Origin of the sequence: Bordetella genomosp. 2, assembly GCF_002261345.1 — a bacterium.
Classification (GTDB): Bacteria; Pseudomonadota; Gammaproteobacteria; order Burkholderiales; family Burkholderiaceae_B; genus Bordetella_A.
This window is the reverse complement of sequence record NZ_NEVT01000004.1, coordinates 143,358-158,512: the sequence shown is the minus strand read 5'-3', so window position 1 is coordinate 158,512 and position 15,155 is coordinate 143,358. Positions and strand designations below refer to the sequence as shown.

The following is a 15,155-nucleotide window of genomic DNA, read 5'->3' as shown; positions in this document are numbered from 1 at the left end:
GGATTGCCGGATCCGGGCGAGGTTCAGCGGCGGCCGTTGAGCAGGCCGCTGCCCATCTTGAACAGGTCGTTCAGGCCGACCTGGCCGTCGCCGTCCTGGTCGAGCAGCGAGCCCAGCAGGCCGCCGCCCAGGCCGCCTTGCTGGCGCGCGGCGTCGCGTTCCTGGCCCAGGGCGGCGCCGAGCCCGCCGGCGTCCATGCCGCCGCCCTGCATGCGCTGCGCCAGGAAGGCCATGACGATGGGGCCAGCATCTTCAGCAGGTTGGCGGCATTGTTGCCGCCCAGCCCGGTGGCCTGGCCCAGGGTGTCTTCGGCGCGCTGCTGGTTGCCGCCGAAGATGTGGCCCAGGATGCCGGCGCCATCAGCTTGGCCGGCGCTGGCGCCGCCGCCCAGCAGCGAGCCGAGCAGGCCGCCCAGGTCGGCGCCGCCGCCGGCGTGGTCGCGCTGCAGGGCGCCGAACAGCGCTTCGGCGCCCTGCGGCTGGGAGGCATTCTGCCCCAGCGAGCCCAGCAGCATGGGCAGCGCCGCGCCGACCGCCTCGCGGGTCTGGGCGGCATCGGTGCCGAGTTGCTGGGAAATCTGTTGAATGGGGGCGCCCTGCAGTTGGGCGAACAGCTCGTCGGAGAGCGTGGCGGGAGAGTTCATGGCGAGTCTTCCTGATGAACGGGTCTGGCAAGCGTACCACCGGACGGTTGCGCGTGGCGCGGCGCCGGCGCGGCATTGCGCAGCAGCAGCCCGCCCAGCAGGGCCGCCGCCGCCGCGCAGAGCGCGCCCAGCAGGAAGGCCAGGCGATAGCCGCCGTTGAGCGCCTCGGGCAAGATGGTGCCGGCCGCGGCCAGGCTGCCGGTGCGCGCGGCCGCCAGGCTGGCCAGTATCGCCAGCCCCAGCGCGCCGCCCATCATGAAGGCGGTGTTGACCACGCCGGAGGCCAGGCCCGATTCGTGCGGCGGCACGTCGTTCATGGCAGCCAGCAACAGCGGGTTGAAGGCGATGCCGGCGCCCAGCCCCAGCAGCAGCATGCCGGGCAGGATGTGCAGGGCGAAGCGGCCGTCGATGGGGGCCTGCGAGAACAGGAACAGCCCGAGCGCCGCGACGGCCAGGCCCGCGGCCAGCGGCGCGCGGATGCCGAAGCGCATGACCAGCCGCGCCGACACGCCCAGCGAGCATACGGCCATGACCAGGTTGCCGGGCAGGAAGGCCAGCCCGACCTGCATGGCGCTGTAGCCCAGCACCAGCTGCATGTACAGGGCCGAGATGAAGAACCAGGCGAACATGGCGCCGGCCCACAGCACGCCCACCACGTTGGCGGTGGCCAGGTTGCGCAGGCGGAACAGCCCGAGCGGCATGAGCGGCGACTCGGCGCGCGACTCGATGGCCAGGAACGCCGCCAGCAGGATGGCCGCCACGATCAGCAGCCCGAGCGACTGGGTCGAGGCCCAGCCCGCCTCGTTGCCGTTGACCACCGCGTAGACGGCCAGCATCAGCGACAGCGTCACGGTACAGGCGCCGGCCACGTCGAGCCGGGTGCCCGAGGCCGGCGGCCGGCCGCCGGGCAGCAGGACCAGGCACAGGCCGAACACGGCCGCGCCGATCGGCAGGTTCACCAGGAAGATCCAGTGCCAGCTCAGCACGCTGGTCAGGAGCCCGCCCAGCAGCACGCCGACGCTGCCGCCGCCGGCGCAGACGAAGCCGTATACCCCCATGGCCTTGGCGCGCTCGGCCGGTTCGGAGAACAGGTTCATGATGAGCGACAGCGAGACCGCCGACACCACCGCGCCGCCCAGCCCCTGCACCGCCCGCGCGGCCACCAGCGTGGCCTGGCTGCCCGCCACGCCGCAGGCCAGCGAGGCCACCGTGAACAGGCTGATGCCGGCCAGGAACATGCGGCGGTGGCCGTACAGGTCGCCCAGGCGCCCGCCCAGCAGCAGGAAGCCGCCGAAGGTCAGCATGTAGGCGTTGACTACCCATACCAGCGCGGTCTCGGAAAATTGCAGGTCGGCGCGGATGGACGGCAGCGCCACGTTGACGATGGTGGTGTCCAGGACGATCATCAGCACGCCGAGGCACAGTACCATCAGCGCCAGCCAGCGTTGCCTGTCTTGGAGATTATGCTGCATGCGGGATGCTCCGTTGGGGTTGCGGCGGGCCGGCCGGTTCAGCCGGCTATCTGGCCGCCGTTGATCAGCCACGAGGTGCCGTAGCGGTCGGTCAAGGCGCCGAAGGCCTCGGCCCAGAAGGTTTTCTGCAGCGGCATGGTGATCGTGCCGCCTTCGGCCAGGCTGTTGAATACGCGCGTCGCGTCCGACACGGTGGGAAAGACCAGGGCCAGCGACACGCCCTGCTGGCCCTGGTAGGGCTGTTCGCCGGCGATGTCGGAGGCCATGAGGGTCTGGCCGTCCAGGCTGAGTCGCGCGTGCATGATGCGCTCGGCCATGCCGGCGGGCACTTCGGTGCCCGCCGGCGCCTGGCTGTAGGGCACCATGGCCTCGACGCGCCCGCCCAGGGTGCGTTCGTAGAAGCGCATGGCCTCGGCGCACTGGCCGTCGAAACTCAGGTAGGGGCACAGTTGGGGCATGGTGGATTCTCCTGCGTAGTCGGCGCCGTGCGGCATGGGTGGCCAATGGCGGCGGGCCGGTGGTGTAATGGCGGGCGCGCGCCGCTGAATCACGAACGAGCCGTCACGATGACCATCCAGATTAATGAAGAACTGCGAACTTATATAGACCCGCTGACCCCCGACGAATACGCCGCGCTGGAGCGCAGCCTGCTGGCCGAGGGCTGCCGCGACGCGCTGGTGCTGTGGGGCGATGTGCTGGTCGACGGGCACAATCGTTACGAACTGTGCCGCAAGCATGGCATCGAATTCAAGACTGTCCAGAATACCCGGTTTACTTCACTGGATGACGTCCGGCTCTGGATGATCGAAAACCACCTGGGCCGGCGCAGTGTATCGGACTTCCAGCGCGGCGTGCTGGCGTTGCGCAAGAAAGAGATCCTGCAGGCGCGCCAAGCGCAGGCGCAGGCGCCGGCGGCGGGGCAGGGCGAGACGGCAGCCGCGCCGGCCGAGGCCCCGCCGCCGGCCGCACTGAGCCGCCAGGCCCTGGCGCGGGCGGCGCGTGTCAGCAGCAATACGCTGGGGCAGATCGAGAAAATCCACAAGGCGGCGGCGCCGGAATTGGTGCGCGCGGTGAAGGCGGGCGAGATCTCCATCAACGCCGCGGCGGCCGTGGCCGCGCTGCCGGCCGAGCGGCAGGTGGCGGCCGCCGCGGAAGGCCGCAAGGCCTTGCGTGAACTGGCGCGGCAGGCGCGCGAGGCGAAAGCGGCGGCGCGCGCGCCGGACGCCGACGCGCCGCCCGCGGAAGACGCGGCCGGCGCCGAGCCGGTGGCCGATTATCCCGCCGAGGTGGCGCGCTTGCGCCGGCTGGTGGCGGCGCTGACGGAAGAACGCGATGCGCTGAAGAAGAAGGTGATGCACCTGACGGTGGCGCTGGCCGAGGCGCGCAACGGGGCTTGAGGGTAGGTTTGGCCGTACGGTGTTTTCCCGTATGGTGCGGCGATCATTGAGTTCTTGAGACGCCCGGGCTCGCAGGATCTCGGGTATGTCGGCGTTGGATACTTTTGTGCTGATCTAACAGGTGTCAGACACCCCTGCCGGGATGGCGCGGGTAGGCGGGACTGCCGCAAGGGGTGTCTGACACCTACATACGCCGTTCCCCAATGGCTCAGCGGACCGTCGCATGCCGCCGCTGTGAGTCCTGGACGGGGCTGGCAGTGCGGGACGGCCAGTTGGAGGGAGGGTAGCCCCCGCAGGGGGGGCCGAGGGCGCCTGGTGGCGCGCCCGAGCCGAGCGACGTGGCCGGCCCGCACTGCCAGCCCCGTCCAGGACGCCCCACTGCCCGGTCATGCGCCAAAACGCCGGACATGCCGCGCCGCCTGATGCCGGGGCGTTGCCCGGCCACGCGACCAGTCCGAGACTCATGCGCGGCCGCCGGCCGCTATTGCGCATCGTGGAAGATGATGCCCACGGTGTAGCGCCGCCCGGTGCGCACGCGGCTGACGCCGTGCCGCTGATTGACCCGGTAGTAGCCGCGCGTGCCTTGTACCGGGCGGTGGTGCACGGCGAAGACCACGGCGTCGCCCTGGCGCAGGGGCACGACCTCCACGCTGGATTGCATGCGCGGGCGCTGCGTGGTCAGCACGAATTCGCCGCCGGTGAAATCGCGCTGCGGCTCGGACAGCAGGATGGCGACCTGCAGCGGGAACACGTGTTCGCCGTACAGGTCCTGGTGCAGGCAGTTGTAGTCGCCCGGCCCGTAGGCCAGGATCAGCGGAGTGGGGCGCCGCTGGCCGGCGGCGTGGCAGCGTGCCAGGAACGCCGCGTGGTCCGCGGGATAGCGCGTGTCGATGCCCATGGCTTCGTTCCAGCGGTTGGCCAGCGGCGCCAGGCGCGGATAAAGCGCCGTGCGCAGTTGCGCCAGGAGGGCGGGCAAGGGATAGGCGTAGTACTGGTATTCGCCGCGGCCGAAGCCGTGCCGGCTCATGACGATGCGGCTGCGGTAGCGGGCCGTGTCGCCGTAGCCGGCGGCCAGGGCCGCGCACTCGTCGGCCCGCAGTAGCCCCGGGATGACGGCATGGCCGTCCTGGTCGAGGGCGTTTTCGAGCAACGGCCAGTCGAGCCGGTCGACCCGCGCGGCTGGCGGGACGGGGCGCGCGGCGGGGCTGGTGCGGGGGCGGGCGTCAGGCATGCAGCCAGTGTAAGCCGCGTGCCGCCGGGCGCACTCCGGTGCTTGCGCCCGAATTCGCCGCCGCGCGTCAGCCGCAGCGCAGCGCGGTGATGGCTTCGCCGCCGTCCAGGATGAGGTTGAGGCGGTCGGGGTTGTATTCCATGGTCATGACCTGGCCGGGCCGCATGACCCGCAGCTGGCCGGAGTGCGAGCGCTTGCGGGCGTCGTCGGCGACCGACTCGCTGTACTTGGTGCCGACCAGGTCCTGCACGGGCTGGGCGTCGCAGCCGGGGCCCGCCGCGCTGCCGCCGGAGGGCGCGGCGGCGCCGCCGGCCGCCGGGGCATCGGAGGACGCGGCGCGCTGGGTTCCGGACGTGGCGCAGGCGGTCAGGCCGGCGACGAGGAGGAGGGGAATCAGCTTGCGGATCATGGAGACTCCTTGATGCGGGTGAGATATCCATGATAGACCAGCCCGCCCGCCGATTCGTTCACCGGCGGCGGGCTCAGGCGCCGCCGGCCAGCGCCAGCGGCGCCGCGCCGCCCCGCAGGCGGGCCACGTCGCGCAGCGGCGGCGCGCCGTACTGCCGGCTGTACTCGCGGCTGAACTGCGAGGCGCTTTCGTAGCCGACCTGGCGCGCCGCCGTGCCGGCGTCGGCCAGGCCCGCCAGCAGCAAGCGGCGGGCCTCCTGCAGGCGCAGTTGTTTCTGGTACTGCAGCGGGCTCATCGCGGTGACCGCCTTGAAGTGGTGGTGCAGGGACGACGTGCTCATGTTCACCGACTGCGCCAGCTGTTCGATGCGCAGCGGACGGTCGAAGTGGGCCTTCAGCCATTCGATGGCCTGCCGCACCTGGTGGGCGGGGCCTTCGTCGCGCGCGATGTGCCGCAGCCGCCCGCCCAGCTCGCCGGTGAGCAGGCGGTAGACGATTTCGCGGCGCACCAGCGGCGCCAGCACCGGGATGTCATCGGGCATGTCCAGCAGCCGGGCCAGCCGCAGGGCGGCATCGAGCAGCGGCGCATCGAGCCGGGCGACCGACAGGGCGCGGCCCGGGGCGGCGTCGACCGGGGGCGGCAGGCGGGTCTCGAGCAGCAGGTCGGCCACGCCGCGCGGATCCAGGTCCAGCAGGAAGCACAGGTAGGGCGTGCCCGGGCTCGCCAGGGTGATGCGCGACGCCACCGGCAGGTCGATCGAGGTCAGCAGGTAGTGCGAGGCGTTGTATTCGTAGACGTCCTCGCCCACCTCGACGCGCTTGGCGCCCTGCACCAGCAGCGCCAGCGACGGCCGGTATACCGCGAAGCACAGCTCGCTGGGCTGCGAAGAACGAAAGAACTGCAGCCCGTCGATGGCGGTCTGGAACAGCCCGTCCTCGCGGGCGTGGCGGGCCACCAGCGCCGCCAGGTCGTCCAGGTCGGCGGCCGAGGCGGCCGCGCGGGCCGGGGCAGTGGTCGAGGTAGGCGCCATGGTCAGCGGCAAGGCAAGCGGAGCGACATATATTATTACGCCTGGCCCGCCGGCTTGAGCTGGCCGGCGAACGGCAGCCTGCGGATACGCTGGCCGGTGGCGTTGAACAGCGCGTTCGCCACCGCCGGGGCCACTGGCGGCACGCCGGGTTCGCCCACGCCGGTGGGCTTTTCGGTGGATGCCACGGTGTGCACCTCGACGGCCGGCATCTCGTTGATGCGCAGGATCGGATAGTCGTGGAAGTTGCTCTGCTCGACCTGGCCGTCCTTCAGGGTGAGCGCGCCGTGCAGCGCGGTCGACAGACCGAAGCCGATGCCGCCCTCCATCTGGGCGCGCACCACGTCGGGGTTGACCACCACGCCGCAGTCCAGCGCGCAGACGATGCGGTCGACCTTGAAGCTGCCGTCGGCCTTCACGGTAACCTCGGCCACCTGCGCCACGATGGTGTTGAACGACTCGTGCAGCGCCACGCCGCGCCCGCGCCGCTCGCCCTGCGCGGGCGCGGCCAGCGGCTGGCTCCAGCCGGCGCGCTCGGCGGCCAGCTCCAGCACTTTGCGGTGGCGCGGGTGGTCCTGCAGCAGGGCCAGCCGGTAGGCGACCGGATCCTGCCGCGCCGCGGCGGCCGCCTCGTCCATCAGCCCCTCGGCCGAGAAGGCCGTATGCGTGTGGCCTACCGAGCGGTACCAGAGCACCGGCACGGCGACATCTTCGGGCGTATAGGACTCGACCCGCAGGTTGGGCACGGCATAGCGCAGGTCCGCCTGGCCCTCGACCGAGGTGGGGTCGATGCCGTCCTGCATGGCGGCCTCGAATGGGCCTCCCAGGAAAATCGATTGCCCGGCCAGGCGCACGTGCCACGCCAGCGGCTTGCCCTGCGCATCCAGGCCGATGCGGGCGCGGTGCACGTTGAGCGGCCGGTAATAGCCCCCGCGCATGTCATCCTCGCGCGTCCACACGAGCTTGACCGGGACGCGCACGCCCTGGTCGCGCGCGGCCTTGGCGATCGACACCGCCTCGACCACATAATCGGCGTGGGCGTTGGCGCGCCGTCCGAAACTGCCGCCGGCGTACAGCTGGGTGATGCTCACCCGTTCCGGCGCGATGCCCAGCAGGCGCGCCACCGCGGCCTGGTCGACGGTCTGGAACTGCTCGCCGTTCCAGATATCGCAGCGCCCGTCGCCCAGTTGCACCAGGCAGTTCATCGGCTCCATCGCGGCATGGGCCAGGTAGGGCACCTCGTATTCCGCCTCGATGACCTGCGCGGCCTGCGCCAGCGCCGCATCGACATCCCCCTTGCTGCCCGCCACCTTGCCGGGCTGGTCCAGCGCCTGGCGGAATTGGGCGCGGATCTCTTCAGTGCCCTTGCGATAGGCCTTGCTGTCGTCCCACTGCACTTGCAGCGCATCGCGGCCGGCGCGCGCGGCCCAGGTATTGTCGGCCAGCACCGCCACGCCGCCGAAACTGTGCGGGGTGCCGGGAAACTGCACCACGTGGCGCACCCCCGGCACCGCCTTGGCCTTGCTCGCGTCGAAGCCCGCCACCGTGGCGCCGAAGCGCGGCGGATGGGCGGCCACGGCCACCAGCATGCCCGGCAGCTTCATGTCCTGGGTGAAGCGGGCCGTGCCGTCGGTCTTGGCCGCGCCGTCGACGCGGCGCGGCGCTTCCTGGCCGATCAGCTTGAAATCGGCGGGCGCCTTGAGCGGCACCGAATCGGGCACCGGCTGCCGGGCCGCCCGTTCGGCCAGTTCGCCGAAGCCGGCCTGGCGTTGCGAGGCCGCGTGGCGCACCACGCCGGCGGATACGGTAATGCCTTGCGGGTCCACTTGCCACTGCTCGGCCGCCGCCGCCACCAGCATGGCGCGCGCGGTGGCGCCGGCGCGGCGCATCTGTTCGTACGAATTGGCGATGGCGGTGCTGCCGCCGGTGCCCTGCACGCCCAGGGCCAGGTTCTTGTACAGGTCGGTGTCGGCCGGGGCGCCTTCGACGCGAATGCTGGCCCAGTCGGCGTCCAGCTCCTCGGCCAGCAGGGTGGCCAGGCCGGTGTAGGCGCCCTGGCCCATTTCCAGGTGCTTGGACAGCACGGTGACGGTGCCGTCGGTGCCGATGCGCACGAAGGCGTTGGGCGCGAAGGCGGCGCCGCTGGCGGCCGGGGCCGCGCCGCCGGCGGCGCGCGCCACGGCCGGACCGAGCGCGATGCCGAGCACCAGCCCGCCGGCGCCTTGCATGAAGCGGCGGCGGCTCAGATTGCGCACCGGCGCGATCGCGCCGGCATGGGAACGCACGAGGGGATGCATGACGGACTCCTGTTCAGGCCAGCGCGCGGGCGGCTTCGTGGATGGCGGCGCGGATGCGCACATAGGTGGCGCACCGGCACACGTTGCCGCTCATGGCGGCATCGATGTCGGCATCGCTGGGCTGCTTGTTCTGGGCCAGCAGGGCGGTGGCCGACATGATCTGGCCCGACTGGCAGTAGCCGCACTGGGCCACGTCGAGCTTGCGCCAGGCGGCCTGCACGGCTTGCCCGACGCTGTCGGCGCCCACGCCCTCGATGGTGGTGATCTTCTTGCCGGCCACGGCCGCCAGCGGCGTCACGCACGAGCGGATCGCCGCCCCGTCGGCATGCACCGTACAGGCGCCGCACAGGGCCATGCCGCATCCGTACTTGGTGCCGGTGAGGTCGACGACATCGCGCAGCGCCCACAGCAGCGGCATTTCGGCGGGCGCATCGACGGCGGTATCCTGGCCATTGATGTTCAAGTTGGGCATGGGGGATTTCCTTCCTGAGTCGCGGGGGCGGCGCCCCGAAGGCCATCAGGATAAAAAATCCGCATGCGCGCCAGCAATGCCGATTACTCCGCTATTCTTGCCTGATCCTCTGAGAGTGCGCGGCAGCCCGTGGCCGCCGCGCGATGCTGCTAGGCCGCGGCGTGCGTGCGCCGCTGGCGCACCGCCTGGGCCAGGTCGGCCAGCACCGGTTCGGTCTGGGCCCACCCCAGGCAGGCATCGGTGATGGACACGCCATGGCGCAGCGGCACGCCGGGCTTGAGGTCCTGCCGGCCTTCTTCCAGGTGGCTTTCGATCATGACGCCGATGATGCGGCGCTCGCCGGCGGCCAGTTGCGCGGCCACGTCGTACGCCACCTCGACCTGGCGCTGGTGCGACTTGTTCGAGTTGGCGTGCGAACAGTCGATCATGACCTGCTCGCGCTGGCCGGCGGCGGCCAGCGCCGCGCAGCACGCCGCCACGCTGGCGGCGTCGTAGTTGGGGCCTTGCTTGCCGCCGCGCAGGATCACATGGGTGTCGTCGTTGCCGCGGGTCTCGAAGATGGCGGCCATGCCCATTTTGGTCATGCCCATGAACGCGTGCCTGGCGCGCGCCGCCACGATGGCGTCGGCCGCCACCTGCACGCCGCCGTCGGTGCCGTTCTTGAAGCCCAGCGGGCAGCTCAGGCCCGAGGCCAGCTGGCGGTGGCTGGGGCTTTCCGTGGTGCGCGCGCCGATGGCGCCCCAGGCGATCAGGTCGGCGATGTACTGCGGGCTGAGCAGGTCGAGGAATTCAGTGGCGATGGGCAGCCCCAGCGCGCTGATTTCCAGCAGCAGCTCGCGGGCGCGCCGCAGGCCTTCGTTGATGCGGAAGCTGCCGTCCAGGCGCGGGTCGTTGATGTAGCCCTTCCAGCCCACCGTGGTGCGGGGCTTCTCGAAGTACACCCGCATGACGACGAGCAGGTCGTCGCGCAGCGCCTGGGCGGCGTCTTTCAGGCGCGCGGCATATTCCAGCGCCTGGTCGTGGTCGTGGATGGAGCAGGGGCCCACCACCACCAGCCGGTCGTCGCGCCCATGGAGTATGTCGGCGATGCGGGCGCGGGCGTCTTCCACCAGGGTCTGCGTGGCGGCCGGCACGGGCAGTTCGTCCTGCAGCAGGGCAGGGGAAATCAGCGGACGCACCGCGCCGATGCGGACATCGTCGATGCGGGTGGTGTCTTGCGTGGAATCGGCCTGGCCGGCTTCGCGGTCGTGCAGGGGGGGTCGTCGATACGGTTCATGGCGGTCTCGGAAATGCGGGCTGCGGACGGGATTATCGCACCCCGCCGCGCCCGCGCCGCCGCGCCGCGTCAACGCCGCGAGTCGAGCGCCATGCGCACCGCCAGGCCGGCCAGCACGGTGCCCATCAGCCAGCGCTGCGCCACCAGCCAGAGCGGCCGGGTGCCCAGGAAGCCGGCGATCGAGCCCGCCGCCAGGGCGATCAGCGCATTGATGCTGAGGCTGATGAGGATCTGCATGAAGCCCAGCGTGAGCGACTGCAGCAGCACGCTGCCCTGGTCCGGCGAGATGAATTGCGGCAGCAGCGACAGGTACAGGATGGCGATCTTGGGATTGAGCAGGTTGGTGACCAGCCCCATGGTGAACAGCTGGCGCGGGCTGCTGCGCGGCAGCTCGCGCACCTGGAACGGCGAGCGGCCGCCCGGCCGCAACGCCTGCCAGGCCAGGTAGCCCAGGTACAGCGCGCCGCCCAGCCGCAGCGCATCGTAGGCATAGGGCACCGACAGCAGCAATGCGGTGATGCCCAGCGCGGCGCACAGCACGTAGAACACGAAACCCACGGCCACGCCGCCCAGGGAGATCAGGCCGGCCCGCGGCCCCTGCGAGATCGAGCGCGAGATCAGGTAGATCATGTTGGGGCCGGGGGTCAGCACCATGCCCAGCGACAGCAGGGCGAAGGCGACCAGGTTGGACAGTTCGGGCATGCGGGGCTCCGGGCGGAAAAGAAAGGGGATCCGTCCGGAAGCGTACCGCAGATCTGTATCGGAACAGGCCTATTCTTGCACCGGGGTGCGCAGCGTGACGAACTCCTCGGCGGCGGTGGGGTGGATGCCGATCGTTTCGTCGAATACCTGCTTGGTGGCGCCGGCCTTGAGCGCCACCGCCAGTCCCTGCACGATCTCGCCGGCGTCCGGGCCGACCATGTGGCAGCCCAGCACCCGATCGGTGTCGGCGTCCACCACCAGCTTCATGAGGGTCTTTTCCTGGTCGCCGGTCAGCGTCAGCTTCATGGGGCGGAAGCGGCTCTCGAAGCGCTTGACGCGGTGGCCGGCCGCCACCGCGTCCTCGGTGGTCAGGCCCACCGTGCCGATGTTCGGCAGGCTGAACACGGCGGTGGGAATCAGGTTGTAGTCGACCTTGCGGTATTCCTCGGGACGGAACAGGCGGCGCGCCACCGCCATGCCTTCGGCCAGCGCCACCGGGGTCAGCGGCATGCGGCCGATGACATCGCCCACCGCCAGGATCGACGGCTCGCTGCTGCGGTATTCGTCGTCGACCGCAATGAAACCGTCTTCGTTGAGCTTCACGCCGGTGTTCTCGAGCCCGAGGTTGTCCAGCATGGGGCGCCGGCCGGTGGCATAGAACACGCAGTCGGTCTCGATGACTTCGCCGCTTTGCAGCGTGGCCGCCAGGCTGCCGTCGGGCCGCTTGTCGATGCGCGCCACGTCGGCGTTGAAGCGCAAGTCCAGGCCTTTCTTGATGAGCTCGTCGCGCAGGTGCTCGCGCACGCCGCCGTCGAAGCCGCGCAGGAACAGCTCGCGCCGGTAGACCTGCACCGTCTGCGCGCCCAGGCCGTTGAAAATGGAGGCGAATTCCACCGCGATGTAGCCGCCGCCCACCACCAGCACGCGGCGCGGCAGGGTCTGCAGGAAGAACGCCTCGTTCGAGGTGATGGCGTGCTCCTTGCCGGGGATGTCCGGCACCTGCGGCCAGCCGCCGGTGGCCACCAGGATGTGCCGGGCCGTGCAGCGCTGGCCGTTGACCTCGACCGTGTGCGGATCGAGCAGGCGGGCGTGGCCTTCGTACAGCGTCACGCCGCTGCCCACCAGCAGGTTGCGGTAGATGCCGTTCAGGCGTTCGATTTCGCGGTTCTTGTTGGCGATCAGGGTGGGCCAGTCGAAGCCGGGGCGGCCGACCGTCCAGCCGTAGCCGGCGGCGTGCTCGAAATCTTCGCGGTAGTGCGCGCCATACACCAGCAGCTTCTTGGGAACGCAGCCCACGTTCACGCAGGTGCCGCCCAGGTAGCGGCTTTCCGCCACCGCCACGCGGGCGCCGAAGCCGGCGGCGAAACGCGCGGCGCGCACGCCGCCCGAGCCCGCGCCAATTACGAACAGGTCAAAATCGAAAGCCATCTTCGTCCTTTCCGCGGCCATCCGGCGGCCGCGCGCAAATACACCAGAAGAGGCTGTATTAAACCTCTAATCGACGCCGGTCCGCAGGAGCCCGCGCAGGCCGGGCGCGGATCGGATACATTCCAGCAGTGGCGGCGCCCGCGCGGCGGCCGCCTTCCGGGGGGCATCCCCGCTATGGGATCTCATGCAGACTGAAGACAGTTTTTTCGGCTCGGTGGGCGCCATGCTCGGCGAGGTCATCCGCGCCATCGTGGCGGGCCTGCGCTATGTTTTCGGCGGCCTGGGCAGCGCCCTGGGCGATTTTTTCTCCGGCCTGGCCGGCGCCCTGGGCATGAGCCCGTCGATCTTCAATTTCGCCCTGCTGGTGCTGGGCCTGGTGCTGCTGTGGGCCGCCGTCAAGGCCTTCCTGCGGCGCGCCATCGTGGCCGGCATCTTCTGGCTGGTGCTGGCGATGCTGCTGCTGGGCGGGCTGATCGGCGGGTAGGGCGGCGGCCGGGTCGCCTCAACGCCCGGCGCACGCCTCGATGATGGCCGCCAGCCGCTTGATCAGCGGCTCGAACAGCTCGGCGGGCGTGTTGCCGTAGCCGAGCACCAGGCCGTTGTGCCCGGCCGGCCGCAGCGCGAAACCGGACAGCGCGGCCGGCGCCATGCCGGCGCGCCGCGCCTCGGCGGCGATGGCCTGGTCCGGATAGCGGGCCGGCAGGCGCAAGGTCAGGTGCAGCCCGCCCTGGCCGCCCACCAATTGATGCGGCAGCGCCAGGTAGCGGGCCAGCGCCGCCCGCAGGGCCTGCTGCCGGTCGCGGTACAGGCGGCGCATGCGTCCCAGGTGGCGGGCGAACTGGCCGCTGTCGATGAATTCGGCCAGCGCCAGTTGTTCGTGGCGATGGCCGCCGCGCAACAGCTCCTGCACGGCGATGCGGGACGGCCCGTCGAGCGCCGGCGGCACCACCAGGAAACCGATCCGCAGGGCCGGGAACATGGTCTTGCTGAAGGTGCCCGCATACAGCACCGGCGTATCCTCGGCCAGCCCTTGCATGGCCGGGATCGGCTCGCCATGGTGGCGGAATTCGCTGTCGTAGTCGTCCTCGATGATCCAGGCGCCGGCCTGGCGGGCCCGCTCCAGCAGCGCCAGGCGGCGCGCCGCGGCCAGCACCGCGCCGGTGGGATACTGGTGCGACGGGGTGGCATAGATCAGCCGCGGCGGCCGGCGGCGCCACAGGGAGTCGGCCGGCGCGATGCCTTGCTCGTCGACCGGCACGGGCACGATGCGCAGGTCGCTGGCCTGCAGGGCCGTCTTGGCGCCGCGGTAGCCCGGGTCTTCCACCCAGGCGGTGTCGCCCGGGTTGCCGACCAGCCGCGCGCACAGCGACAAGGCTTCCTGCGCGCCTTCGGTGATGACGATCTGGTCGGCCGCGCAGCGCACGCCGCGCGATATGCCCAGGTGCCGGGCGATGGCCTGGCGCAGCGCCGGCTCGCCGGCCGGGTCGCCGTATCCCAGCGTGGCCAGCGGCATGTTGCGCAGGGCGCGGTCGACCGCCCGACGCCACGCGCCCAGCGGGAAATGACTGAGCGCCGGCGTGCCGGGCCGCAGCGCCACCCCCGGCTCGGCGGGCGGTGCGGACGCGGGGATGCGCGCGATGCGCCGCGCCGTCGGGGCGCTGGGCGCACCCTGCGGCGGGCGGGCCCGCGGCGCGGACGGCAGCGGCGCCACCCGCGTGCCCTGGCGGTCGGCCAGCACATAGCCCTCGGCCGTCAACTGGCCATAGGCCAGCAGCACGGTATTGCGCGAAACGCCCAGTTGGTCCGCCAGCGCGCGCGAGGCGGGCAGCCGGCTGCCGGGCGGCAGGCGGCCGTCCAGGATGGACTGCTTCAGGCGCTGCAGCAACTGGCGCTGCAGGGTCTGGCGGCCCCGCGGGGTGGCGAGCGGGCTGTCGAGGAGGGCGGCGCCGTCGTTCATGGCTCCAAAAAATAATTGAATTTTGGTGCTTTTTAGCATGCCACGGTTCGGCTACCTTAGGGAGTATGTCGTTTCCCAGCCATCCGTGAAGAGAGGATCGTCCGCATGTCCACCGTCACCGTGTCGCAACAACCCGTAGGCCAGCCCGTACCCAACTGGACCGCCCGTCCCCGCCCGCCGCGCGAGCCCCTGGCCGGGCACTACTGCCGGCTGGAGCCGATGGACGCGGCGCGCCACGGCGACGACCTGCACGCGGCATTCAGCCAGACGCCCGACGACAGCGACTGGACCTACACCTACGCCGGCCCGTTTGCCGACCGGGACAGTTTCCAGGCCTACGCGCGCAAGATGGAGGCCTCCGAGGATCCGCAGCACTACGCCATCGTCGAGGCGGGCAGCGGCCGCGCGGTCGGCACGCTGGCGGCCATGCGCATCGACCCCGCCAACGGCGTGATCGAAGTCGGCCATGTGGTCTATTCGGAACAGCTCAAGCGCACCCCGGCGGCCACCGAGGCGCAGTACCTGCTGATGCGGCGCGCCTTCGACCAGCTGGGCTACCGGCGCTACGAATGGAAGTGCGACAGCCTCAATGCGCCGTCGCGCGCGGCCGCGGCGCGGCTCGGCTTCCAGTTCGAAGGCATTTTCCGCCAGGCCATCGTCTACAAGGGCCGCAACCGCGACACCGCCTGGTTCTCGATCATCGACGGCGAATGGCCGGCCGTGCGCAGCGGCATGGAGCAATGGCTGGCGCCCGATAACTTCGATGCCCAGGGGCGGCAGCGGCGGCGGCTGGGCGACCTGATCGCCGCGGCGCGGCCCTAGCGCGGGGCGCCGCTTCAACGGA

13 protein-coding genes and 2 pseudogenes are annotated in these 15,155 nt (G+C 71.2%); 3 read left to right on the top strand and 12 right to left on the bottom strand.

What is annotated here, in order from left to right:
- Positions 1 to 23 precede the first annotated feature (23 nt).
- The 3 genes and pseudogenes from CAL24_RS09980 to CAL24_RS09970 form a co-directional block, all read right to left on the bottom strand.
- A pseudogene (locus CAL24_RS09980) lies at positions 24 to 643 on the bottom strand (DUF937 domain-containing protein).
- Positions 640 to 2,115, bottom strand: coding sequence for a DHA2 family efflux MFS transporter permease subunit (locus tag CAL24_RS09975; RefSeq protein ID WP_094806603.1), 1,476 nt, complete (start codon positions 2,113 to 2,115; stop codon positions 640 to 642). The pseudogene CAL24_RS09980 and the gene CAL24_RS09975 overlap by 4 nt, the downstream one beginning before the upstream one ends.
- 38 nt (positions 2,116 to 2,153) lie before the next feature.
- Positions 2,154 to 2,573, bottom strand: a complete 420-nt coding sequence (locus CAL24_RS09970) for a VOC family protein (RefSeq protein ID WP_028353310.1) — start codon at positions 2,571 to 2,573, stop codon at positions 2,154 to 2,156.
- Between the two features lie 108 nt (positions 2,574 to 2,681).
- Here CAL24_RS09970 and CAL24_RS09965 point away from each other — a divergent pair, with 108 nt between their 5' ends.
- Positions 2,682 to 3,512, top strand: a complete 831-nt coding sequence (locus CAL24_RS09965; protein ID WP_028353309.1) for a hypothetical protein — start codon at positions 2,682 to 2,684, stop codon at positions 3,510 to 3,512.
- A gap of 481 nt (positions 3,513 to 3,993) precedes the next feature.
- On the opposite strand, the gene CAL24_RS09960 is transcribed toward CAL24_RS09965, so the two are convergent.
- From CAL24_RS09960 to gorA, 8 genes and pseudogenes are all read right to left on the bottom strand, one after another.
- On the bottom strand, positions 3,994 to 4,743 hold the full coding sequence (locus tag CAL24_RS09960; RefSeq protein WP_094806601.1) for a 2OG-Fe(II) oxygenase: 750 nt from the start codon (positions 4,741 to 4,743) through the stop codon (positions 3,994 to 3,996).
- Between the two features lie 67 nt (positions 4,744 to 4,810).
- On the bottom strand, positions 4,811 to 5,152 hold the full coding sequence (locus tag CAL24_RS09955; protein ID WP_028355324.1) for an I78 family peptidase inhibitor: 342 nt from the start codon (positions 5,150 to 5,152) through the stop codon (positions 4,811 to 4,813).
- 73 nt (positions 5,153 to 5,225) lie between these two features.
- On the bottom strand, positions 5,226 to 6,182 hold the full coding sequence (locus CAL24_RS09950) for an AraC family transcriptional regulator (RefSeq protein WP_094806621.1): 957 nt from the start codon (positions 6,180 to 6,182) through the stop codon (positions 5,226 to 5,228).
- A 35-nt stretch (positions 6,183 to 6,217) separates the two neighbouring features.
- A complete protein-coding gene (locus tag CAL24_RS09945) occupies positions 6,218 to 8,476 on the bottom strand; it encodes a xanthine dehydrogenase family protein molybdopterin-binding subunit (protein WP_094806600.1) in 2,259 nt (752 codons plus the stop codon).
- A 13-nt stretch (positions 8,477 to 8,489) separates the two neighbouring features.
- Positions 8,490 to 8,948 (bottom strand): (2Fe-2S)-binding protein, encoded by a 459-nt coding sequence (locus CAL24_RS09940; protein ID WP_028355327.1) that lies wholly within the window; start codon positions 8,946 to 8,948, stop codon positions 8,490 to 8,492.
- Between the two features lie 149 nt (positions 8,949 to 9,097).
- Positions 9,098 to 10,224: pseudogene (locus CAL24_RS09935) on the bottom strand (3-deoxy-7-phosphoheptulonate synthase).
- A 69-nt stretch (positions 10,225 to 10,293) separates the two neighbouring features.
- Complete coding sequence (locus tag CAL24_RS09930) at positions 10,294 to 10,926, bottom strand: LysE family translocator (protein WP_028355329.1); 633 nt, start codon at positions 10,924 to 10,926, stop codon at positions 10,294 to 10,296.
- A 69-nt stretch (positions 10,927 to 10,995) separates the two neighbouring features.
- Positions 10,996 to 12,354: a glutathione-disulfide reductase gene (gene gorA, locus CAL24_RS09925; protein ID WP_094806599.1), complete on the bottom strand. Its 1,359-nt coding sequence runs from the start codon at positions 12,352 to 12,354 to the stop codon at positions 10,996 to 10,998.
- A 184-nt stretch (positions 12,355 to 12,538) separates the two neighbouring features.
- Here gorA and CAL24_RS09920 point away from each other — a divergent pair, with 184 nt between their 5' ends.
- Positions 12,539 to 12,838: a hypothetical protein gene (locus CAL24_RS09920; RefSeq protein ID WP_028355331.1), complete on the top strand. Its 300-nt coding sequence runs from the start codon at positions 12,539 to 12,541 to the stop codon at positions 12,836 to 12,838.
- Positions 12,839 to 12,856: 18 nt separating this feature from the next.
- Here the strand turns inward: CAL24_RS09920 and CAL24_RS09915 are convergent, their stop codons facing one another.
- On the bottom strand, positions 12,857 to 14,350 hold the full coding sequence (locus CAL24_RS09915; RefSeq protein WP_094806598.1) for a PLP-dependent aminotransferase family protein: 1,494 nt from the start codon (positions 14,348 to 14,350) through the stop codon (positions 12,857 to 12,859).
- A gap of 66 nt (positions 14,351 to 14,416) precedes the next feature.
- On the opposite strand from CAL24_RS09915, the gene CAL24_RS09910 reads away from it, so the two are divergent.
- Entirely contained in the window at positions 14,417 to 15,133 is a 717-nt protein-coding gene (locus tag CAL24_RS09910) for a GNAT family N-acetyltransferase (protein ID WP_094806597.1), read from the top strand.
- Positions 15,134 to 15,155 lie beyond the last annotated feature (22 nt).